We start from the raw sequence: 22643 nt of genomic DNA on the forward strand, positions 1-22643 counted from the left end.
ACACATCTCGCATGAAGACTATTAAGTCTCGGCAAGATTTCGAGCATGTGTTCAGTCAGGGGCGTCGTTTCAATCATCCTCTGATTCGAATGACCATATGTGAATCGGTTGGCGAAGGCGACTCTGGAAGGGTCGCCTTCGTTGGTGCTAAACGACTCGGTTGCGCAGTTGTGCGCAATCGTTCTAAGCGTGTGATGCGCGAGGCCGCCCGCAGCTGCGGATTTCCCGTTGCGGGTTATGACATCATCTTGTTCGCGACCCCCAAGACGAGGATCTCGTCGCCGGAGGAGATGAACGAGGCATTGCGTTCGCTTGTGATACGCGCCGGCGTTGCCGGGGAGGAGCGATGAGCAATCACGTTTTGCGACGTGTTGCCATCGCTCCTATTCGCATATATCAACAGGTTATTTCGCCCTTATTGCCTGACGCCTGCATTTATTATCCAACGTGTTCTCATTACGCCGTCCAGGCTATCGAGAAATACGGTGTTTGTAGAGGCTGCTGGCTTGCCGTGAGGCGCATCGCTCGCTGCAATCCCCTGCACGTCGGCGGTTATGACCCTGTGCCCTAGCGGGCACTCGCTATCGGAGGAAAAATTACATGTGGGATTGGATCGTTAACATCCTTTTCGAGCTGCTCAAGCTCATCCAGACCTTTGCGGTCGACTGGGGCCTGTCCATCATTATCCTGGTGGTCATCGTCCGTCTGCTGCTGACGCCGCTCATGCTCAAGTCGACCAAGTCGACGGCCCGTATGCAGGTGCTGCAGCCCAAGATGCTCGAGATCCAGGAGCGCTATGCCGACGATCCCCAACGTCAGGCCGAGGAGATGCAGAAGTTCTACAGCGAGAACAAGTTCAATCCGCTGTCCGGCTGCCTGCCGCTTCTGATTCAGATGCCTATCCTCATCGCCCTGTTTACACTTCTGCGCAACCTGCCGCAGTACTTTAACGAGGGCACCTTCTCGTTCTTCAACATTCTGCCCGATCTGACTACCACGCCGAGTGCCTCTTTTGCCGATGGCTTTATGGTCGCACTGCCTGCGCTGATTTGCCTGATTCTGTTTGCTGTCCTGACCCTGATTCCGCAGCTGTACATGTCGCGCAATCAGACCGGTCAGCAGGCCCAGAGCATGCGCATGATGGCTGTCGTCATGACCGTCATGATGCTCTGGATGGGTTGGAGCCTGCCCGTTGGTGTTCTTTTGTACTACGACGTGTCTTCTGCCTGGCAGGTCATCCAGCAGATCTTTGTGACGCAGAAGGTTATCGAGAAGGCTAAGGCCGAAGAGGAGGAGCGTCTTAAGAACGCCCCGCTGCAGGTTGAGGTCACGCGTCGCGAGAAGAAGCCGCGCCCGCACAAGAAGAAGTAGCGGTATAGTAATCTTATTTAGGTACCTAACTTTTGGAGTACGTTATGTCTGAAGAGATCGTCGAGGATATGCTTGAGGAGGTTGCCCCGCAGGCCGCGGGCGATTATCTCGAGATTGCACAGCGCTACAAGGCTGGTGAAGAGCTTACGGACGAAGAGCTCGACACCATTGCCGATGTTGCGATTTCTATTCTTCGTTCCATCCTTTCGCATTTCGACGCCGCCAACTCTCCTATCGATGAGTATGAGGGCGACGAGGGCGAACTGATTCTTGATGTAACGGCTCCCGACCTTGCCGTCCTTATTGGTCGTCATGGACGCACCCTTGATGCCCTTCAGGTTATGTTCTCGCTGTTGGTGAGTCGCAAGCTGGGCTTTAGGTATCCGGTTGTCGTCGACGTCGAGGGATATAAGAGCCGCCGCCAGGACAAGGTTGCCTCTATGGCTCAGTCTGCTGCCGAGCGGGCAGTTCGCACTCACAAAAGCGTTTCGCTTCCGCCCATGAATGCCTACGAGCGCCGTCTGGTTCATATTGCTCTTCGCGGCAACGACGCCGTCGACACGCATTCTGAGGGTTCTGACCCCGATCGTCATGTTGTGATTGTTGCTCGATAACCTAAACGAGCTTATCTTAAGGGGGCGTGGTTTCCACGTCCCCTTTTTTTGTCAAAAGTTCTTGATACACTGATTTTTGTCAGATAGGAGTTTGTCTTGTTTGTACTAACCGATGAGCAGACAAGCCAGATGCTTGGTCGTCTAATTTCGTATTGCGAAGACTATTCTTTGAAGGTCTCCCATGATGTCCTATGCTCCTGTATTGAGCATCTTGATCTTGTTTTGGAGGCTAATAAGACCACCAATCTTACGCGCATCCTAAATATCGAAGATGCGGCTGTTCTTCATATTCTTGATTCGCTTGTGTTGCTTCCCTATATAGACATAGCTCCAGAAGGCGCGTTGTTAGACATGGGTACTGGTGCTGGGTTTCCTGGTATCCCTTTGACAATTGCTAGCGGACGTAAGGCTACCTATATCGATTCGGTTGGCAAGAAGGTTGATGCCGTCAACTCATTTGTTGAGGCTCTCGGTCTCAAGCATGCTCACGCGGTCCATGATCGTCTTGAAGAATATGCCCGAAGCCATAAGAAACAGTTTGCTGTTGTTACTGCTCGTGCACTTGCACCGTTACCAGTTCTCGTCGAGTACGCTTCACCATTTCTAATAGATAGTGGTCTCTTTGTTATTACTAAGGGAAACCCGTCAGACGTCGAACTTCAGTCTGGTCTAAATGCTGCTACCATATGCGGGTTCACCACGCTTATGACAGATGATTTAGATTTGCCAAATGGCTTGGGTCATCGCGAGTTTATCATTCTAAAAAAATCTCGTCCGGCATCTATTTCGCTTCCACGTGCTAATGGCATGGCGAAGAAGAATCCGCTTGCCTAGATGTTTCACGTGAAACATAATGGATAGTAATTACTTGTTATGTTTCACGTGAAACATAACAGATGATGAATCGGAATGTTTCACGTGAAACATCCTCCGTTTAACAGCTTAAAATACACCAGGAGGGACCGTGGGATTTCGCGACGTTAAGCGTTCAAAGAGCGCAAAAGACACGCGTATCATTGCAATCATCAATCAAAAGGGTGGTGTGGGTAAGTCCACCACAGCAGTAAACCTTGCAGCAGCACTGGGTGAACAGGGTCGAAAGACGCTGATTGTCGATTTTGATCCACAGGGTAATAGCACGAGCGGCTTTGGAATCGAAAAAGAAGAACTCGATAACTGCATCTATGATGCATTGCTGAATGATGTTCCGGCAGAATCGCTTGTTCTGGATACAAATTGCAGTAAGGTATTTATAATTCCGGCTACTATCCAGCTTGCAGGTGCCGAAATTGAGCTTGTAAGCGCAATTGCACGAGAAACACGCTTGAAGGATCTGCTTGAGCCTGTTAAGGATGAGTTTGACTTTATATTTATCGACTGTCCGCCTTCACTTGGCTTGTTGACCATTAATGCGTTGACGGCGGCGGACAGTGTTCTGATTCCGATTCAGTGTGAGTATTACGCACTCGAAGGTGTCACCAAGCTGCTTGAGTCGATGAAGATGGTCAAAACACGCCTAAATAAGAGCCTTGATACCTATGGCGTACTTATGACGATGTATGATTCGCGAACATCGCTCTCAAATCAGGTTGTAGAAGAAGTGCAGTCGTACTTTGGCGATAAGGCATTTAAGACCTTGATTCCGCGTACGGTTAAAATATCAGAAGCACCGTCGTTCGGTGAGCCGGTAATTACATATGCGCCGCAAAATAAGGGTGCAAAGGCGTATATGAACCTTGCCAAAGAGGTGATCAAGCGTGCCTAGTCCTAGGAAGCGTGGCGGTTTGGGTCGCGGACTCAATGCATTGGTCTCTGAAGCAGAATATGAGACCGGTGGATCTGCGACGTCCGCATCCAATACTGCTTCGGAAACTAAACTTCCAATCGAAGATATCGTTCCGAATCCCAACCAACCCAGAATTCATTTTAATGAGACCGAGCTTCGAGAGTTGAGTGAGTCGATTCAGGAGCATGGTGTTCTTCAGCCACTTCTTGTACGCAAGCACGGTAATGGCTATGAGATTATCGCGGGTGAGCGCCGTTATCAGGCTTCTAAGCTCGCTGGACTTGAGGAAGTTCCTGTCATCATAAAAGATGTTGATGATGAACAGATGCTTGCGCTTGCATTGATTGAAAATCTGCAACGCTCTGATCTCAATCCCGTCGAAGAGGCTAAGGGATATCGACAGCTCATCGATGCGAGTGGTATGACTCAAGAGGCCTTGTCGAAGGCTGTTAGCAAGTCTCGCTCTGCAATTACCAATTCGCTGCGCCTACTTGATCTTCCAGAGGTTGTTCAGCAGATGATCTTTGAAGGTAAGCTGACTGCTGGCCATGCTCGTGCAATTCTTGCAGTTCCATACGAAGATGCACGCATTAAGTTAGCTGAGAAGGTTGTTGCGGAAGGATTGTCCGTCCGCGCGACAGAAAATCTAGCTCCGTTGTTTTCTGCCGGAGAGACCCCAAAAACGCCTCGAACCGCAACGCCTCAGTCTTTTAAGAAGGCGGCACGCGTTCTGCGTCAGGTGTTTAACACGAACGTTCGCGTAAAGAGCTCGCGCGGCAAGAACAAGATCGAGATTGAATTTAAGGATGAAGAGGAACTCTCTCGCATTCTGGGCGAAATGATTCAGTTTGATCAAGGAGGTCAGGATGAGGAATAGAGTTCTGACTGCTGTCGCTTTGGCTGCTACTGTTGCAGTTGGCGCTTATGCCGGTTATAAGATTGCGACAGATGATGAATTGCGTGGTCGTTTACTTCGCGGAGCGCAGGATATCGTTGATACCTCAAAAAAGAAAATGGATGTTATGACCGAGGACGTTGCCATGCGTACGGCTCAGATGACTAAGAATCCCAAGATCAACCAAGATTGGGTTAATCATCAATGGGAAAATGTAGGCTTTTAGGTACCTAACAATGACTCATCTATTCTGAAGGGTTCCTTGTCTGATCACCAGTACAGGGATCCCTAATATCGTCCTAAATAATACTGGACAATCGTATGATGCAGATAATCGATGAATATGAAACAGCCCCGGTTGCAATTAAGCAACCGGGGCTTTCTGATGTTTCACATGAAACGTTTAGGCTGGTCTCCCCTACGCGTTCTTCTGAACTTTGAAACGCTGCTTGAGTTGGCCACAAGCCGCATCGATATCGTTGCCACGAGAGTTGCGGATCGTGGTCTCGATACCACGGGACTCAAGACGGCGTTGAAGGTCTTCTACCTTATGGATCGGTGACGGCTTGAGCGGGCTGCCCTCAATATCGTTGAGCTGAATCAGGTTGACGTGGCACAGCGTGCCCTCGCAGAAGTCGCAGAGCGCCTGCATTTCGGGGTTGGTGTCGTTGACGCCCTCGATCATGGCATATTCGTACGTCGGACGGCGGCCGGTCTTCTCGGTGTAGAGCTGCAGTGCCTCGTGAAGGCGCAGGAGTGTGTATTTCTTGACACCGGGCATGAGCTTATTGCGTGTGGACTGGATAGCGGAGTGCAGCGAGACAGCTAGGGTGAACTGCTCGGGAATGTCGGCAAACTTACGGATGCCAGGAATAACACCGCTGGTAGACACGGTGAGATGGCGCGCCCCAATGCCGATACCGTCGGGGTCATTAAGGATGCGCAGCGCCTTAAGAACCTCATCGTAGTTGGCAAAAGGCTCGCCCTGGCCCATGAACACTACGCTTGTCGCGCGCTCGCCAAAATCATTGGAAACGTGAAGTACCTGGTCGACGATTTCCTGGGCGGTCAGCGAGCGCCTGAGGCCGTTGAGACCGGTAGCGCAAAAAGCACAGCCCATTCCGCAGCCGGCTTGGGTGGATACGCAGACAGAAAGCTTGTTACGACGGGGCATGCCGACGGTCTCGACAGAAATGCCATCGTGGTACTCGAGTAGGTATTTACGAGAGCCGTCTTTGGACACCTGCTTGGTGAGCTCGGTCGGCGTGTCGAAGGCAAATGCCTCCTTTAACTGCTCGCGGAAAGCCCTGGGAAGGTTGGTCATATCGTCAAACGAACAAACGTTCTTCTCAAAAACCCATTCAATGAGCTGCTTCGCGCGGAAAGCGGGCTGGCCGAGTTCGGACACGAGCTCGCGAATATCGTTTTGGCTCAAGTCGCGAATGTCCTGAGATTTAGTCCTGGGATTCATGGAAGCCTTTCGATTTTGGGGAAACGTAGGGGGTATCGCTACAATATGGTATCAGCTGCAGAAATCATAGAGGAGGAGTCTGCCCATGCCGGGTAAAAGCCTAGAGAACATGCACGTAGCGGTCTTGGCGGGCGGCCATTCCGCCGAGCGCGAGATTTCGCTCAATTCGGGAAAGAACGTCGTGGTGGCCCTAAAGGAGGCTGGCTACACTTCGGTGGAGCTGCTCGATACGGCTGCCGATGATTTTATGGTGACTATGGCAACTGGCGATTTTGACGTGGCGTTTATCGCCATGCACGGCGCCGGTGGCGAGGATGGCGCCATGCAGGGAGCCATGGAGACGCTGGGTATCCCCTATACGGCGTCGGGTGTGCTCGCCAGCGCGTGTGGCGCCGATAAAGAGGTTTCAAAGCTTCTGTATGCCAAGGCAGGCATCCCCATTGCCCCCGGTTTGGCGCTTGAGGCGGGCGACGAGGTTGATATCGATCGCATCGTTGAGATTTGCGGCGAGCGTTGCTTTGTAAAGCCCGCCGTCAACGGCTCCAGCTACGGCATCTCCCTGGTACACGAGCCCTCTGAGCTGCCTGCCGCCATCGCCAAGGCCTTTGAGTACGGCGATAAGGTGCTGGTCGAAAAGTGCATCGAGGGAACCGAGATTACCGTAGGCGTCTACGGCGAGGATGACGTGCGCGCCCTGCCGATCGTCGAGATTCGCAAGCCTGAGGACTGTGAGTTCTACGACCTGGATGTGAAGTACGTCGATCCCACGGATATCCACCGTATTCCGGCGCAGATTTCGCCCGAAAACTATGCTCGTGCCCAGGAACTAGCCTGTGCGGCTCACAAAGCCCTCGGCTGTCTGGGCATTTCGCGCAGCGATTTTATCGTGAACGAGGACGGCCCCGTCATCCTCGAGACCAATACGATTCCCGGTATGACCGATACGTCGCTGTATCCGGACGAGATTCGTCATACCAAAGACATGACCTTCCCGCAGGTCTGTGACAGTCTGATTCGCATGGGTCTCCGTCGAGCGGGCATTGCATGCTAATCGAGGATGCTGTATCTCCTGGAACGCCGCAGTTTGTCATTGATTCCTATGCAACGCTCGCCGAGCGTGCCCGCACACAATCGTTTGGCCTTATCGAGGAGGATGTTATCGTCCTCGATACCGAGACCACGGGTCTTTCGGTCCAGGACAACGAGCTTATCGAGATTTCCGCGGCCCGTCTTTCGGGCCGCGAGGTCGTTGACCGCTTTGACACGTTTGTGCATCCCAAGCAGCTGATCCCTGCCGAAATCACTGAGCTCACAAGCATCACAAACGCCGATGTGGCCGATGCCCCCTCGGCTGTAGAGGCCGTGGCTGCGCTCGCCGATTTTGTGGGCGGGTGCCCGGTTATCGCGCATAATGCCACGTTTGACCGATCGTTCATCGAATCGGTCAAGGGCGGTGTCAACGTCAGCGACATCTGGATCGATTCGCTGGCGCTGTCCCGTATCGCGCTGCCGCGCCTGGCGTCGCACAAGTTGTCCTTTATGGCTGATCTGTTTGGCTGCGACTCCGTGTCGCATCGTGCAAATGCCGATGTCGATGCCCTGTGTGGGGTGTGGCGCGTGCTGCTGGTTGCCCTTACGGACTTGCCGCAGGGCCTTATGGCGCGTCTGGCGGATATGCACGCGGATGTTCCTTGGTCCTATCGTCCCATTTTCTCGTTTTTGGCAGGTCAAAACCCCGGCTCGATTTTCTCGCTTGTCGCCGCCCGCGCCGACGTGCTCAAGGCCGATCGCGCCGATGATCGCGTGGATGCCGACGAGCTGCCGGTTCTTAACATGCCGAGCCGCGAAGAGATTGAGGCGGATTATGCCCCTGGTGGTCTAGTCAATCGCATGTATCCCACTTATGAGCCGCGCGACGAGCAGATTGCCATGGCGCTCGAGGTACGCGACGCGTTGATTACGGATACGCATCGCGTGATAGAGGCCGGTACGGGCGTCGGTAAATCGATGGCGTATCTCGTGCCCTTTGCCGAGGCCGCCCGCCGAAACAACATTACCGTTGGCATTGCGACCAAATCGAATAATCTTGCCGATCAGCTTATGTACCACGAGCTGCCAAAACTCGCCGAACAGCTGGACGGAGGCTTGTCATTCTGTGCGCTCAAGGGATATGACCACTATCCGTGCCTGCGCAAACTCGAGCGCATGAGCCGAAGTCAGGCCGAGATTACCACCAAGCGCGATCCTGCCGACACGCTCACAGCGGTTGCGGTGATCATGGCGTATGTGTGCCAATCTGCCGATGGTGACCTCGATTCGCTCGGCATTCGCTGGCGCAGCGTCAACCGTCCCGACTTTACGACGGCCTCGCGCGAATGCGCTCGCCGCCTGTGTCCGTTCTTTCCCGATAAATGCCTCGTCCACGGTGCCCGTCGTCGCGCGGCGCATGCCGATGTCGTGGTCACAAATCATTCCCTGCTGTTTCGCAACGTTGCGGCCGAAGGGAGAATTTTGCCTCCCATCCGCCACTGGGTAATCGACGAGGCCCATTCCATCGAGCGCGAGGCGCGCCGCCAGTGGGCGCGCGTGGTCTCGGCAGACGAATCTCGTGTGCTATTTGAGCGCCTTGGCGGGTCGAGCTCCGGTGCATTGAGCCAGGTATCTCGTGATTTGGCGACATCCGAAGGCTCCACGCTTTATCTGGGGCTCACCGCGAAGGCGACGTCTACGGTCGCACGCGCGAGCATGGCACTCGCCGAGTTGTTTGACGGCGTGCGTGAGCTCGGCCGTCGCGCCCGCGGTGGCTACGACAGCGCAAATCTGTGGATTGGCCCCGAGTTGCGCGAGTCGGATGACTGGCATGACTTCTTGCAGTCTGCCAGCGCTGCTATCGATGCCCTGGAGCAGGCGGATAAAAATGTTGCCGCGCTGGTGCAGGCTGTCGCTGCCGATAAACCCGAGGTCGTCGTCGACCTGGGCGATATTTCGCGCCGTCTGCACGAGCTGGCCGAGAACCTCAAGCTCATCATTGACGGCACCGACGAGCATTATGTGTACTCGCTGCAGGTCAACCGCCGCCTACGTGCGGGCGGAGAATCCATGACCGCCGAGCGCATCGACATCGGCGAGGCCCTGGCGAACGAGTGGCTGCCCGAGGTGCATACGGCCATCTTTGCCTCGGCAACCATGACGGTGTCCAAGAGCTTTGAGCACTTTAACCATGCCGTAGGCCTCGATCGCATTGGCGCTTCGGCATCCTCGTCACTACATCTGGATTCGAGCTATGACTTCGATTCGAACATGGCCGTAGTCGTGGCGGGGGACATTCCCGACCCTCGCGACCGCGAGGGCTATCTGTCCGCGCTCGAGCGCGTACTGGTCGATGCCCATCTTGCTATGGGCGGGTCGGTGCTCACGCTGTTCACCAATCGCCGCGATATGGAAGACCTGTATGCTCGGGTTGAGCCCAAGCTGGCGCGTGCGGGCCTGGAACTCAATTGTCAGCAGCGCAATTCGTCTCCCCGTCGCTTGCGCGATCGCTTTATCAACGAGTCGACCTCGTCGCTCTTTGCTCTCAAGGCTTTTTGGGAGGGCTTCGATGCCAGCGGCGAAACGCTGAGATGCGTCATTATCCCCAAGCTGCCATTCTCGAGTCCCACCGATCCTCTCTCGTGCGAGCGCAATCTGCGCGAGGACCGCGCCTGGGTACGCTACTCGCTGCCCGAGGCGGTTCTCGAGGTCAAGCAGGCGGCCGGTCGCCTGATTCGTTCATCGACCGATTGCGGCGTGTTGATTTTGGCCGACCCGCGTCTGGTGACGAAGGGTTACGGCAAGAAATTTCTGACATCGCTGCCTACGAGCTCGTATCAGCGCATCGAAACGGCGCAGATCGGCCACTATCTTCAGTTATGGCGCCAAGCGCACGAACGCCATCGCTAAGAACGGAAGGACATTGCCTCGGCGGCATCACATAGGCGCTTTGAAAGGGCGGGGTCGTCTGCGATGCGGATGGCTCCGCCCGCTGCGATAATCTGGCTAAACAGCCAGTTTTCGGAGCTATAGGAAACGGTCACGCTTGCCGTACCCTCCCCATCGGCTTTAATTGACCTGATACCTGCCCACCTCACGCGTTCTGCCATATCGAGCGGCATCAGGAGCTTAACGCTCTGGCTTGCCTGTGCAAGGGAATCGTGCAGGGACGTGGTTTCGGTCGTGTGACGCACGACGGAGTCCTCCGTCAGCAGAAGCTCCTCGATCTTGTCCATACGGTAGGAGCGCTGCCCGTCTGCCTCGACATCCCAGGCAATCAGGTACGTTTGGTCGCCGTTGGTCGTAATCTTTAGGGGGTCGATCAATCGCCTGCGTGGATGCTGGTCGTCCAGGGAGCGGTAGGTGACGAGGCATCGCACGCCATCCTGAATTGCACAGCAGAGTTGCTGCCAATAAGATCCGCGGGCGACGGTATCGTCAACGCGTTGGTTGTATCCGAGTTCCGCCGGAAGGAGTGCGCGCCGGATGCGCGCCGCCGCGCACTCCTCGATTCCGAGTGACTCCAATTCATGATTGAGTACGGCGCCCTCGGCGGCACTCAGGCGAAGCGGCAGCACACGGCCCGCATCGCCGATGAGAACCACACGTTCATCGTGGCATTCGCAAATGATGCGCGCGCCCGATTCGCGGTCTGCGAGCGTCGAGATGATGCCGATGATCTCGTCGAGCGAAGCTCCGGAGATATCGAAGCGACTGCAGATTTCGTCTCGCGTCATGCCCGCCTCGCCGGCGGCATAGAGTGCCTCCATGATGTCGATGGAGCGCGAGAGCCTTTGTTCGCTGGTGAGCTTACGCACGGCCATGAGCGCTCACTGTCCTTTCGATGAGGCGGTTCCACGCCTGCTTGAGTTCGTTGGGCGCTACGGGCCTCATACCGTCAACGCTGTGTTCCATGCAAAATGACGCCGCCGCATTCAGGTCGCGAACGTCAACGGTCCAGGTCCAGCCGTCTTTAGCGTGCTCGAGCTTTCCTCGCCCACGTGTGAGGCCGTGGACCATGTCGGATTGAGCCTGCGGAGCAAACGAGAAAGTTGCCGTGACGGGTTGGCAATCGGAGAAATCGAATTCAAAGAAGAGGTAATCGTTGAGATTGAAGTCTGCGGGAATGGCGTAGGCCCGCGATGGGCGCCACGCACGAACGATGCGATCGCAGCGAAAGGTTCTGATTTTTCCGGTGGCATCATCTAGGCCGCAAAAGTAGGCCGTTCCTTCACGCTCGAACATGCCGTAGACGCAAACAGTGCGTTGTCGTTGCTCACCCCGTCCGTTTTGATACAAAAAACGCAGCGCGCATCGGTCGGCAAACGCGCTCCATACCGCATCGACCGTCGGCGAGTGAACAACGGGGGGCTCGGCCGTATTCGTCTCGCCGGTAAGATAGGCAATTTTGGAGCGTATGTCGGCGAGCGGGGTCGCAAAGGCCGAAGAGCCCGTGGTGAGGGTCTGATCGATAGCGTTTAGCAGAATGTCGGCATCGTCTGCGGTGATCAAGCCGCCCGCGGCAAACGTATGCTCACGGTCGATTGTCCAGGCGCTCTCCTCGGTCTCCTGGGCACCCGCGGCGCGAACTTCCTTGATCACAATGCCCCGCTCGAGCAGCTTGTCGCGGTCGCGGCGAAATTTTCGCTTATCCGAGTCGACGTTGCCCGATCCGTAGCCTAGGTCAGAATCCAGCACGATCTGCTCGGTAGTTAGAGGCTCGGGGGAACTGTTGAGGACAAAGAAAAGGTTGAGGATACGCTGGGCGGTTTTGTCGAAACCGGGTTCTGGCGCATTTGTTTTGTTTGTCGCGGTCATATCGCTTACCGTCATAGAATCCTCGCATGGGAAGGTTATTTGATGCCATGATTTTAATCCGATATGGAGATTAGGCTATATCCTTGTCCGCTCAGTGCGTTAAGATGCCCAGATTTCGGCCGATTGCGTTCGCTCGGGGTATACTTTCGACTATATACGGTTCTAATGTGCAAGCATTGGGCCTATTTGTCGGATTATGGATGTGGAGCGCACATGGCGAACACCCAGAACTATATCAATCATCTGCTACAGGGCACGGGCATCACGCCGGCGTGCAGCGAAGAAGAGCGTTTGGCTGCCGAGGATATCGCCCAGATCTTCCGCAATCATGGCTTTGATCCCGAAGTCCAGGAATTTAACGCTCCTGCACCCAGCAGGCTGGCATTTGCCGTCACAGGCATTCTGTCTTTTGCCGGTGCCCTGCTTATGGGTATTGGCGGCAGCATCGGCTTAATCGGTGTTCTGCTGGCCATCGTCGGTGCCGTGTTGTATGTGCTCGAGCGTACCGGTCGCCCTGTTATTTCTCGCCTGGGCAAGACGGGCGTGAGTCAAAATGTCATTGCCTATCACAAGGCCACAGGTCCGCTTGCATCTCCGCGCAACCGTCCGGTGGTTGTTGTCGCCCATTACGATTCTCCGCGTGCCGAGCTCCTCGCTCGCGAACCGTATGCGCCATATCGCGCGCTCATCGCCAAGATGCTGCCGGTCGCCACGATTGTCCCCGCTGCCGTCGCCATTCTGCGTATACTGCCGCTCCCCGGCGCTCTTAAGGTTCTGCTTTGGATCGTTGCGATCCTCGCCTCTCTTGTGGCGCTCGCCAACGCGGCCAATATCATTGCCAACCGTTTTGTTCTTCCCTATACGTCCGGTGCGGTCTGCAATAAGTCTTCTGTAGCCGCGATGCTCGGTGTCATGGATAACGTTGCCCCTTACCAGGGCGAAAACGAGTTCCCCAACGACATTCCGTTTGATGACTATTTTGGTGAGCAAAAGCGTCGTGCCGAGGAGATGGCGCGCGCGGCGGCTGAGTATGCCGCTGCCCAGCAGCAAAACGACTACGGTAACACGATCGAGTACGAAGAGCCCTCCTACACCGAGGACGAGTTTGGCCAGCCGGTCGCTCCCGAATCCGAGCAGGGCGAAGTTTTTGACGAACAGATCGATGGCTTTGAGGGTGCCTCAGCTGACGAAACCCTGATTGGTGTCATTGCTCCCGAGGCTCAGGCTGAAGCCGAGGTTGCTGCCGATCCGGTCGCGGATGAGGATGTCGTCGAGTCGATTGGGGCGCCCGCTGTCGCCGAGCCGAGCGAGCCCGAGCCCAAGCTGTATCGCAATGCTGCCGGTAATATTCGCTTTGGTTCTGATGCCATTCGTGCCTTGGGGATGCTTCCCGAGTCGTGCACGCTTGATTACGAAGAGGGCGAGGAGCCGACGATCGATCCCGAGCCTGCTTCGGTTGAACCTGTCGCCGCGCCTGCCGACGAGCCCGTCGTCGATACCGAGCCCGAGACGGAACCCGAGCCCAGCCCTGCACCCGAGCCGGACACCGCTGCACCCGCTCCGGTGGTTCAGGATGTGTACGACGATTCCGCCAGCGATTACGATGAGTATCCGCAGCGCGTTTCCTATGAGAGCGATACCGATTTTTCGGCCGATCTACCGGTCGCGACGCCCCATGCCGATATAGCATCTGCGTTCTCTTCGATTGGAGCCAGCGCTTCAAGCTTCTTTAAGGGCGCACTCGCTAAGGGTAAAAAACTTGTCGACGACCTTGAGGAAAAGCGTGCCGCTGCGCGCGAGGTGGCAGAGCAGGAGGCTATCGCCCACCAGCAGGCTGCCGAGGCCGAGCGTGAGCGTGCTGCGCGGGAATTTGAACAGCATGAGGCTGAGCAGCCTGCCGCGACGGAGGTCGCCGAGGCTACGACGTCCTTCGAGGCCCAGCAGCCAATCGACGCCACCGAAACGCTCGACGCCGCGAACTTCGATGCCACGATAACGTTCGAGAAGCAGGGTACTGCCATCGCCGAGCCCCTTTCTGTTTCCGATGAGTCCCAGGATGTTGCAGATGAGATCGAGGCGCCCGAAGCCGAGCCGGCTGAGAGTGTCGATGCCGAGCAGGTTGAGAACGTTGACGCCGAGCCGAACACCGCCGACGAGATTGAAGCCGAAGCGACGGTCGTCGTTGAGCAAGAAGAGACACCGGTGATTTCTAACGCCGATGAGTCCAGGCCGTACTCTACGCAGATCTTTACCATGCCTACCCCGAGCGATCCCGGCTCCACGGTTGCCAACCCCGCATCGGCGCAGGTCGAGACGGTTGATTCGCTCATGGCACAGATTTCGTCCAAGGCCGCACCGCGTCCGCAGATGAATATCCCCGATCCCGCTTCTGCTCCGGTGCCCACACCTTCTTCTTCGCCGCTTGCCTCGGTCCCCGATCCGTCGCTGCCCTCGATGCAGCAGGCCAACGTCGCATCCCGCACATCCCTCTTCGATCTCCCCGACCCCTCGGCTCAGGCCGACGATCCTTTCGCGACAGCTCAGGGGCCCGAGCCCACGTCGGCACCGGTTGCCCCCTCCATGCCCGTTTCTTCGGGCGCTCAGCCCATCGAAACCATCTCTGCTCCCGTCGCCAAGGAGGCAAAGCCTCAGAAGCGTGGTCTGGGCGGCTTGTTCGGACGCAAAAAGAAGAATGAGCAGAATAGCATGAGCGACTGGCTGGGCGTCGAGGATGACTACGATGCCAAGAAGTCTGGCCGCGGTATCGGCTCTTGGGATAACTTTGAGGACGATGATAACGGCTGGAAGGGCGGTGCCACCTCTTCTGACGGCGCTTCTGCCGAGGACATGCTTTCGGCTGTTGCCTCCATGGGTGATGACGAGCTGCTTGGTCACGATATCTGGTTTGTGGCAACGGGTGCCTCGGATTGTGACGGCGCCGGTATGAAGGCGTTCCTCGAAGCCCATCGCGATAAGCTGCGTGGTGTGTTCTTTATCAATCTTGAGTCCATTGGAGCCGGTAGGCTTTCGGTCGTGACGGTCGAAGGCGAGCAGCAGTTGCTCAAGGGTGATCGCCGCATCATGAATCTGGTCAGCAAGGTGTGCAAGTCGTTCCACGTTGATTGTGGCGCGTTTGAGATGCCCTATGCCAAGACCGATGCCTATGCCGCGCTCGAGGCGAGTCGTCGCGCCCTCACAATTGCCGGTGTCGATGGCCCGCGTCTTGCCTGCGCGCGCACCGAAGACGATTTGCCGTACAACGTCAACCCGACGAACATCGCTACGGTGTCCGAGGTTGTCACCGAGGTCATCCGCCGTTCGTAGCGGACCTCTAAGGAGTTAGTGTGTTTTCATACATCAAACGCCATTGGCCCGTCTATGTGGTTCTGTTTTTGATCGCCATCGCTATGGGTCTGGGGGCCGCATATATCGTGGGCGCTAAGGGGTCGACGCCCAGGTCCACGATGAGCGAAGAGGTGGAGCAAGAGCAGAGTTTGGGTGCCGACGGCATTTCGGATGGCGATCTGGAACTTGTTGACGGCGGGTCTGCGTCTACGGAATAGCCTTTGGTTACATACGCCAGATAACGGGCGAGCCGGCATATCGGCTCGCCCGTTATTTCTACCTACTCCTCTTTTGATGCCGAGCTTAGCCAAGTGAGCCAAATTGCTGTGCCACCGGCGGTCAATAATGCGGTGAGAAAAGAGATGATGGGTGCATTGCCCGTATTTGGAAGATCCTGCGGAATGGCGCATTTTTGAACAACACGATCTTTATCGTGCGACTCGAGTTTTTCGCCTCCTCCGTTGCGGCAAAGGTCAACACGGGCACTGTTGGCGAGTGCGGTTTGGGGCGTATAGGATGAGGTTGCACACATCCGGATGATTGCTCCGTGTAAATCCGATTTGAGGGATGCCGTCACGTCGTCAAGGTCGTCATGCTCGTCTTTAAGCCCATTGCGATTCCAAGAATCGTTGTCGCGCCGGGTCGTAAAGTCTGCGGAAACCGAGCCATACTCAAAGCGAATCCCCGTGATAACAGCGTCGTCCGAAAGCGTAAGGTCCTTTACTTCGAGGGTGGAAGACTCCGTGGTCGAGACATCGGCTTTCCAAAGACTCCAGCCATCGTAATCGACAATCCGCACATCCTCGCCCAGCCGCTCTTTGACCTCGGCTGTCTCGAGCCACGGGTTGGTGTGTTCATCGTCAAGTGTGGCGTTGGCCTTTTCCTTTATGCCCAACTTGTCTGCCGGTGACGTTCGATACCAAACATTGCAGAGCCCGTTTAAGTCGCCGACGGCGATCGGGGTTTTAATGGCGACAAGTTTGGCCGTGCCGTCTTTGGCACATTCGAGATCGTCGGTGACGGTGAACTCGTCGACCCAGGTGCTCGATTCGTTTTGAGCGTCGATGGTGTAGGAATAGGAGCCCTTACTGTCGGGTTGCGTCGCCGCCCGGTTTTTACCGTCGCCGTTCGCCACTGTTCCCTTTGCGGTTGGCCGCGCGATTTCTTGTCGCTTGTCGACGCTCCCCTTAATCTCAATCGGTGCATCCGTCATGGTTACGGCCTGGATCTTCCCCGTATCCTCGACTTCAAAGGATACGTCTTCAGCGAGGTCATAGGAGCGCGGGGACATTGTTTCGCGTAGGGTATAAGAACCGGGTTCAAGGTGCTCCACGCGATGGGGCTGCTCGGATGATATCCAAGAATCAATTTCTGTTCCATCGGCGTCGCATAAGACCAGTCGGGCGCCTTTAACTTCATGCTTGTCTGTTATATCGACCTTGGAGAAATCGACCTTGGTGTAATCATTAGACAATTTGATCTGCGACTCGACCACGGGGACCTTCTGGTCGATATAAGTAAGCTCAACGATATGTGCTGTCCGATCAAGTAGATAGCCGTCGGGAGACTGGGTTTCAACGACTTCGTATCGTGCCGTTCCGCAACCCAGCGAAAGGTTGTCTACGCGAGCTTTACCCTGTTCATCAGTTGTGACGGCGGCAACGGCTTCACCGGCAAGGGCGGCAATGTGGCCATCGGGGCAAACGATATCGTCGGCAGCGCGAATTTCAAACTTGGCACCAGATAGGGCACTGCCGTCTACTGCGTCAGCCTTCGCGATCTCGATGCTTCCGGTTGCCGCGCTGTTGAAATACGAGACGGCGGCGATAGGTGTGAGATCTGCATCGGCAGGAATCGTCACCTTCAGTTCGTCGCCCACAAGGTAGGGCGCTTTGGCTGCGACTTCTCGTACGTAATATGTGCCCGGCTTGAGCGATTCTGGCAACGTGACGGTGCCGGTCGCATTGGTGGTAAAGGTGTTCATAACGTTGTGCGTCGGATACCAGCATGTTTGAGAGATGGGTTCACGGTTGCTGTTGAGCAGCTGAAAACTAAAGCCGGCAAGGGGGACGGAAGCTCCCGTCTGGGCATCGCGTTTGATGATTTGGAGGTGTGTCGAAAGGGTGTGATTGTCCACTATGTACTGAAGCTTGGCTCCGTCGGCGATTTGCTCGGGCGCGATGGTCCAATCCTCTGCCCGCTTGAAGCCTGCGGGAACAGTTTCCGGGACCTCGCGAACGGTATACCCCTCACGATCGTAGGGGATGGCTCCATGGACGCCGTCCGGCCGTGTGCCCGCGCCAAACCAGGCCTTGGTCTGGTCTTTGGTGGATGCGAAGCCATAGATATTTGTCGTCAATGTGCCTACGACCTGCTTAGAGCTGTTGCTGACAATTTCAAAGACGACGCCTTCCGCTGGCTGTTCTAATCCCGATTGCTCGCCGTTCCCGTAATCCTTGAACTTGGAAATCTCGAGGTCAAACGCAATATGAGTATTGGGGATGCGGCGTTCGAGCTCAACGACGCCCATGTCGTTTAGTTGATTGGGGCCGACCGTATAGGTCCAGCTGTCATGGGGGAGCAGGTAGCCCTCTGGTGCTTTCGATTCGTAGAGGGTAAAGGTTCCCAGGGGAATGCCGCTTAAGGTCGCCTGGCCATCGCCTTCGGTCGTGAAGGTACGCGTCCACCCAGGGGTAGACTGCGAGACACAGGTAAATTCGGCTTTGGCGAGCGAGGTTCCCGCCTGCGCTCCGGCATTCGTGGCGGCATCGGTTTTGACGACACGCAGCGTGATAGAACCTGGCTGCTCGTTGATTGTGACATGTCCGCCGATTTTTCCGGTGGTAAAGTCAATGCGATCGCGTCGGGACAGATAGCCTGTCGGCGCTTTGGTTTCGATTAGGTAATATGCCGTGTTGGGCAAAAGCGTTGCCCGTGCACGACCGTTGCCGTCCATTTTGATGCTGCCGACGTGTTTGTCCGTGTTTTTCTCAAAGATGTTAAACGTCGCCCCACCTAACTGATACGTATCGTTCCCGCTGGTAATGACAGTGTTTGCAGATCTTTTTTCAAAGGATACGTTGATGGTGGGCAAAACGTAGAGCATATCCTGGTGACGGCCTTCGTTAGAGACGGGTCCGTGATAGCGTCTGGCGCGATGCGGGTCGGCCTTAATATTTCCGGCTTTTGCGTTGTCGTAGAGCCAGCGCGCCGCCGCGACAACCTCGGCGTCTTGATCGAACTTGCCGCTTTTGGCAACGCCGGCGTTGTTTGTATACGCAAAAGAGCCGTCGGGGCGCGTGGTTCCTTTGAGCATCCACACGGCAATCTGGGTTGCGGCGCGGGCGCGTTCGGCCGTTAGGTTATGGCCGCCAAATGATGTGGCGGAAGGGTATCCATGGCAGATGACGGCGGCAAACTCGTTGTCGAGCCATGTCCAACCCTGATTGTAGGTCCGCCATGGTCCTCCTGGGCTGCTGGGGCCGGGGCAGTCTTGGTTCATGCAGTAAGAAATCGAGGCGTCTTGTGCCTCGTACTTGCCAATGCCAAACGGTCCGCACATATCGCTGATGGTGCGAAAACTAAGCGTATCGTTTCCATCGACGGCGCAGGCGGTACCAGGCGTGGCGCAGGCTAGAAACAACAAGAGGAATAGGAGCAGCGGTGCTGTTGCGATTGCGCTGTGGACAGAGTGCGTGGGTGCATTGGACATGGCTGCTCCTTATCCTTTGTGCGCCGCGCTGGGAGATTGCGGCGCGTGGGATGAGATTAGCGCCGGGGGTCATACGGGTAAGTACCGCGAGCTGACCAAGAACTTGCCAAGTTCCCAACAAATGGAGACCGGTTTTAGATAATCAAACAAAAAAGCAGGTAGAAGACGGTGTAAAACAGGTTACTCGAGTCCCTGTTTTCGCAATTCGAGCAACAAGAAGATGATTTTCCATGCGTAAAACAAGGGTTAGCGCCCTTGTATCAAACAAGACAACCGCGTTATACTATCCCCCACATATGCGGGCATCGCCAAGTGGTAAGGCATCAGCTTCCCAAGCTGACACTCGCGGGTTCGAGTCCCGTTGCCCGCTCCAAAAAAATAAAAGCACGGCACCGCTGCGGTACCGTGCTTTTTTCAATAAAGTGCCGGGACTCGAACCCGACAGGGTGTGAACGTTAGGCAAATGGCAAAATGTTAGGTTAATACCTGCTGCCTATACTTGCACCTGCGCACGGTACAATGGTTGAGTTACGACCAACGTGCCAATAACCAAAAAGGAGCCGCTATGATCGATCGCTATACCCGCCCGGAGATGGGACACATCTTCTCCCTCGAGAACAAGTACGCCATTTGGCAGGAGATTGAGGTTCTGGCCTGCGAGGCCCAGGCGGAGCTCGGCAAGATCGGTATTTCTAAAGAAGAAGCTCAGTGGATCCGCGACCACGCCAACTTTGAGAAGGCGAAGGTCGACGAGATCGAAGAAGTCACGCGCCATGACGTCATTGCCTTCCTGACCAATATGAAGGAGTATATCGACGCCGATGTTCCCGAGGGCGAGCCTAAACCCAGCCGTTGGGTTCACTATGGCATGACCAGCTCTGACTTGGGCGATACGGCCCTGTGCTATCAGCTCACCCAGGCCTGCGACCTAATTATCGAGGACGTCAAGAAACTCGGCGAGATCTGCAAACGTCGCGCTTTCGAGGAGCGTAACACGCTCTGCGCCGGTCGCACTCACGGCATCCACGCCGAGCCTATGACCTTTGGTATGAAGTTTGGCTCTTGGGCCTGGGAGCTCAAGCGCGATCTGGATCGCCTTGAGGACGCTCGCAAGAACGTCGCCTTCGGTGCCATCTCGGGTGCCGTTGGCACCTACAGCTCCATCGAGCCGTTTGTCGAGGAGTATGTCTGCGAGCACCTGGGTTTGGTTCACGACCCGCTGTCCACGCAGGTTATCAGCCGCGACCATCATGCCTACCTCGCTGGCGTCCTCGCCACCACGGCGGCCACCTGCGAGCGTATCGCTACCGAGGTTCGCAATCTGCAGAAGACCGATACACTCGAGGCCGAGGAGCCGTTCCGCAAGGGTCAAAAGGGCAGCTCCGCCATGCCGCACAAGCGTAACCCCATCACCATGGAGAAGGTCTGCGGCCTGTCGCGCGTCGTGAAGTCCAACGCCCAGGTCGCCTTCGACAACGTCGCCCTGTGGCATGAGCGTGACATTTCGCACTCTTCTGCCGAGCGCGTCGCCCAGGCCGATAGCTTTATCGCACTTGACCACATGTTCCAGTGCCTTATCCGCGTTATCGATGGCCTCCAGCTGTATCCGGCTCGCATGATGGCCAACCTCAACAAGACCCGCGGTCTCATCTTCTCCTCCAAGGTTCTGCTGGCCCTCGTCGATACGGGCATTACCCGTGAGGACGCCTACGCAATCGTGCAGGAAAACGCCATGGCGACCTGGCATGAGGTGCAGGACTGTGTTTCCGGCCCCACCTTCAAGGAGCGCCTCGAGGCCGATCCGCGCTGCACCGTCAGCCAGGAGAAGCTCGACGAGATCTTTGATCCGTGGGACTTCCTCACCCGCATCGATACGGTCTTCGATCGTCTGGAGCAGCTGAGCTTCGAGTAGGTTCGGGCATAACGTTAGCTTTTTAGGGCGCTTTGCTGGTAATGTGTGTTGCCGGTAAAGCGCCTCGTTGCATTTATGGAAAGACGGGGATAATAGTCGTCTCGAATGACATTCTGAGAAGGAGATCGCATGATTTCGTTTGATTACAAGCCCCAGGGCGTGTGTACTCGCAATATTCACCTCAATCTTTCCGATGACGGCAGCAAAGTACTGGGCGTTGAGTTTACCGGCGGCTGCAACGGCAACCTCAAGGCCATCTCTAAATTGGTCGAAGGTGTTTCTTCCGATCGTGTGATTGAGGTGTTGGCCGGCAATACGTGCGGCACGAAAAAGACCTCCTGTGCCGACCAGCTTACGCGTGCCATCGAGGCCGCGCGTGCCGAGATTGCCTAATGAGTATTTTTGATCGCGTTAAGAATGGGGTAACGCGCCGAGGATTTGTGTTGGGTGGTGCTGCCGCGAGTGCTGCCACGCTGCTTGCGGGGTGCTCGAAAAAAACGGGCACCAGCGATGATGCTGCCGGTGAGCCGCAGGTTATCAAAGATGATTCCAAGATCGTCTCGATTACCGAAGAGTATGAGGCCGTCGACATTGATCTTAAGCCGACGGCGTCGTGGACGTTGCCATTGGGGACGCTGCTGTACTACTGCGATGGAGGTTACGCTGCGGCGATGATGGCGCCCGCATCTGCGCTGCATGCCAACACGCTTGGCGTGTTCAACATGGGGGACGGCTCACTCACCACGTTGATTGACGATCCTGTCGAGGGTTCCGGTTATGCGTTTTACGACGTTCGCGCCACCGATAGCGTGTTTGCGTGGGTTGAGATGAACTACGCGAATTCGTCGTGGAAGCTCTATGCGCAAACCCTGTCGGGCGCGGCGCTTACTGGTAATGCCGTTGAGCTTGATCGCGGCGGTGAGGACTACGACCCTCCGCTGTTTACCGCCTTTGACTCGTCGGTCATCTGGTACAAGATGCCTTCGACCGGTGGCAATAAGACCGGCAGCGATTCATATTGCTACCGCCGTTCGCTCGATGAATCTAAAGCGGAGGCAATCTGGAAGTCGACAGGCCGCTTTGCGTCTGCACCGCGCGTGAGCGATGGCATCCTGACTATCTCACCCCGCGTGCGCAATGACGAGGGCGTCTACTACGGCATGACGGCGATCGACCTGACGGACGGCAACAATACCAAGAGGGCTCAGCTGGTCCTTCCTTCGTCGGTGTCACCTTTCGAGGCCGTATATATGGGCGATACGTTTGTGTTCTCCATTGAGGCGACCTATGCCGGCGTGGGCGGCCTGGGCAATATGGGTACCTACATTGGTAACGAGGGCGGCCCGTATCAATTTCTATCGCGCGAACCGCTCGCGTGCGCCGCCGGCAGGAAGGGCAAATATCTGGTTAAGGTTCAGGCATCGCATTTTCTGATCGATACCTCCGCTAAAACCTATGGTTCGCTGCTGTCGCCCGACCGCGCTCTCGAATATGGCGACTATCCAGCTACGGCGGGAAAATCGAATACGTTTTTAACCTATGCCACGGTGCGTAATAGCCAAGGAATTCCCGAGACGGTTACCGCTCGCCTGTTCTCTCTTTAGCGCCGAGGGGTTAAAAAGGCGCCAACGGGGGAATAAGCCCATTGTAACCGTGAGTACCGCCCGCCGAGCTGTCGCGCCCATGCGAT

General features: G+C 55.9%; 19 protein-coding genes and 1 tRNA gene. 16 read left to right on the top strand and 4 right to left on the bottom strand.

All coding sequences use genetic code 11. The annotated features are described in order from the left end of the window. Positions 1–11: 11 nt before the first annotated feature. The 8 genes from rnpA (at position 12) to ACTQXI_RS04880 (ending at position 4892) form a co-directional block, all read left to right on the top strand. The gene (gene rnpA, locus ACTQXI_RS04845) at positions 12–350 is read left to right on the top strand and encodes a ribonuclease P protein component (protein WP_154516785.1); all 339 of its coding nucleotides are present in this window, start codon (positions 12–14) and stop codon (positions 348–350) included. Then, positions 347–571: a membrane protein insertion efficiency factor YidD gene (yidD, locus tag ACTQXI_RS04850; RefSeq protein ID WP_154516787.1), complete on the top strand. Its 225-nt coding sequence runs from the start codon at positions 347–349 to the stop codon at positions 569–571. The genes rnpA and yidD overlap by 4 nt, the downstream gene beginning before the upstream one ends. Before the next feature lie 29 nt (positions 572–600). Beyond that, positions 601–1371, top strand: a complete 771-nt coding sequence (locus tag ACTQXI_RS04855) for a YidC/Oxa1 family membrane protein insertase (protein WP_441042215.1) — start codon at positions 601–603, stop codon at positions 1369–1371. A 44-nt stretch (positions 1372–1415) separates the two neighbouring features. After that, positions 1416–1985 (top strand): Jag family protein, encoded by a 570-nt coding sequence (locus ACTQXI_RS04860; RefSeq protein ID WP_154516793.1) that lies wholly within the window; start codon positions 1416–1418, stop codon positions 1983–1985. A gap of 96 nt (positions 1986–2081) precedes the next feature. Then, positions 2082–2819 carry a 16S rRNA (guanine(527)-N(7))-methyltransferase RsmG gene (gene rsmG / locus ACTQXI_RS04865; protein ID WP_441548392.1) on the top strand — a complete coding sequence of 246 codons (738 nt, stop codon included), beginning with the start codon at positions 2082–2084 and terminating at the stop codon, positions 2817–2819. Positions 2820–2949: 130 nt separating this feature from the next. Continuing rightward, positions 2950–3750, top strand: coding sequence for a ParA family protein (locus ACTQXI_RS04870; protein WP_441548393.1), 801 nt, complete (start codon positions 2950–2952; stop codon positions 3748–3750). 19 nt (positions 3751–3769) lie between these two features. After that, positions 3770–4648, top strand: a complete 879-nt coding sequence (locus ACTQXI_RS04875) for a ParB/RepB/Spo0J family partition protein (RefSeq protein ID WP_441548394.1) — start codon at positions 3770–3772, stop codon at positions 4646–4648. Next, positions 4638–4892, top strand: coding sequence for a hypothetical protein (locus ACTQXI_RS04880; protein ID WP_441548395.1), 255 nt, complete (start codon positions 4638–4640; stop codon positions 4890–4892). Before ACTQXI_RS04875 ends, ACTQXI_RS04880 begins: the two co-directional genes overlap by 11 nt. A gap of 192 nt (positions 4893–5084) precedes the next feature. Here ACTQXI_RS04880 and rlmN read toward each other — a convergent pair whose 3' ends face one another. Then, entirely contained in the window at positions 5085–6137 is a 1053-nt protein-coding gene (gene rlmN / locus ACTQXI_RS04885; protein WP_441548396.1) for a 23S rRNA (adenine(2503)-C(2))-methyltransferase RlmN, read from the bottom strand. A gap of 85 nt (positions 6138–6222) precedes the next feature. On the opposite strand from rlmN, the gene ACTQXI_RS04890 reads away from it, so the two are divergent. After that, on the top strand, positions 6223–7188 hold the full coding sequence (locus tag ACTQXI_RS04890; RefSeq protein ID WP_441548397.1) for a D-alanine--D-alanine ligase family protein: 966 nt from the start codon (positions 6223–6225) through the stop codon (positions 7186–7188). Continuing rightward, positions 7182–10076: a helicase C-terminal domain-containing protein gene (locus ACTQXI_RS04895; protein ID WP_441548398.1), complete on the top strand. Its 2895-nt coding sequence runs from the start codon at positions 7182–7184 to the stop codon at positions 10074–10076. Before ACTQXI_RS04890 ends, ACTQXI_RS04895 begins: the two co-directional genes overlap by 7 nt. On the opposite strand, the gene ACTQXI_RS04900 is transcribed toward ACTQXI_RS04895, so the two are convergent. Further along, positions 10073–10990, bottom strand: coding sequence for a helix-turn-helix transcriptional regulator (locus ACTQXI_RS04900; protein ID WP_441548399.1), 918 nt, complete (start codon positions 10988–10990; stop codon positions 10073–10075). The two genes, ACTQXI_RS04895 and ACTQXI_RS04900, sit on opposite strands and share 4 nt — an antisense overlap. Next, a complete protein-coding gene (locus tag ACTQXI_RS04905) occupies positions 10977–11999 on the bottom strand; it encodes a helix-turn-helix transcriptional regulator (protein ID WP_441548400.1) in 1023 nt (340 codons plus the stop codon). The genes ACTQXI_RS04900 and ACTQXI_RS04905 overlap by 14 nt, the downstream gene beginning before the upstream one ends. A gap of 198 nt (positions 12000–12197) precedes the next feature. Here ACTQXI_RS04905 and ACTQXI_RS04910 point away from each other — a divergent pair, with 198 nt between their 5' ends. Both ACTQXI_RS04910 and ACTQXI_RS04915 read left to right on the top strand, forming a co-directional pair. Continuing rightward, the gene (locus ACTQXI_RS04910; RefSeq protein WP_441548401.1) at positions 12198–15308 is read left to right on the top strand and encodes a hypothetical protein; all 3111 of its coding nucleotides are present in this window, start codon (positions 12198–12200) and stop codon (positions 15306–15308) included. Positions 15309–15328: 20 nt separating this feature from the next. Beyond that, positions 15329–15547, top strand: a complete 219-nt coding sequence (locus tag ACTQXI_RS04915) for a hypothetical protein (protein WP_427729007.1) — start codon at positions 15329–15331, stop codon at positions 15545–15547. 62 nt (positions 15548–15609) lie between these two features. Here ACTQXI_RS04915 and ACTQXI_RS04920 read toward each other — a convergent pair whose 3' ends face one another. Continuing rightward, positions 15610–19041: a SpaA isopeptide-forming pilin-related protein gene (locus ACTQXI_RS04920; protein ID WP_441548402.1), complete on the bottom strand. Its 3432-nt coding sequence runs from the start codon at positions 19039–19041 to the stop codon at positions 15610–15612. A gap of 298 nt (positions 19042–19339) precedes the next feature. On the opposite strand from ACTQXI_RS04920, the gene ACTQXI_RS04925 reads away from it, so the two are divergent. The 4 genes from ACTQXI_RS04925 (at position 19340) to ACTQXI_RS04940 (ending at position 22557) form a co-directional block, all read left to right on the top strand. Continuing rightward, positions 19340–19414, top strand: a tRNA-Gly gene (locus ACTQXI_RS04925). A gap of 192 nt (positions 19415–19606) precedes the next feature. Beyond that, positions 19607–20953 (top strand): adenylosuccinate lyase, encoded by a 1347-nt coding sequence (gene purB / locus ACTQXI_RS04930; RefSeq protein ID WP_154516820.1) that lies wholly within the window; start codon positions 19607–19609, stop codon positions 20951–20953. 129 nt (positions 20954–21082) lie between these two features. Further along, positions 21083–21346 carry a TIGR03905 family TSCPD domain-containing protein gene (locus ACTQXI_RS04935; protein WP_427717875.1) on the top strand — a complete coding sequence of 88 codons (264 nt, stop codon included), beginning with the start codon at positions 21083–21085 and terminating at the stop codon, positions 21344–21346. 47 nt (positions 21347–21393) lie between these two features. Continuing rightward, positions 21394–22557, top strand: a complete 1164-nt coding sequence (locus ACTQXI_RS04940; protein WP_427794048.1) for a hypothetical protein — start codon at positions 21394–21396, stop codon at positions 22555–22557. Positions 22558–22643: the final 86 nt, after the last annotated feature.

Origin of the sequence: Collinsella sp. LCP19S3_C9 (assembly GCF_052121575.1) — a bacterium.
Taxonomy (GTDB): domain Bacteria; phylum Actinomycetota; class Coriobacteriia; order Coriobacteriales; family Coriobacteriaceae; genus Collinsella.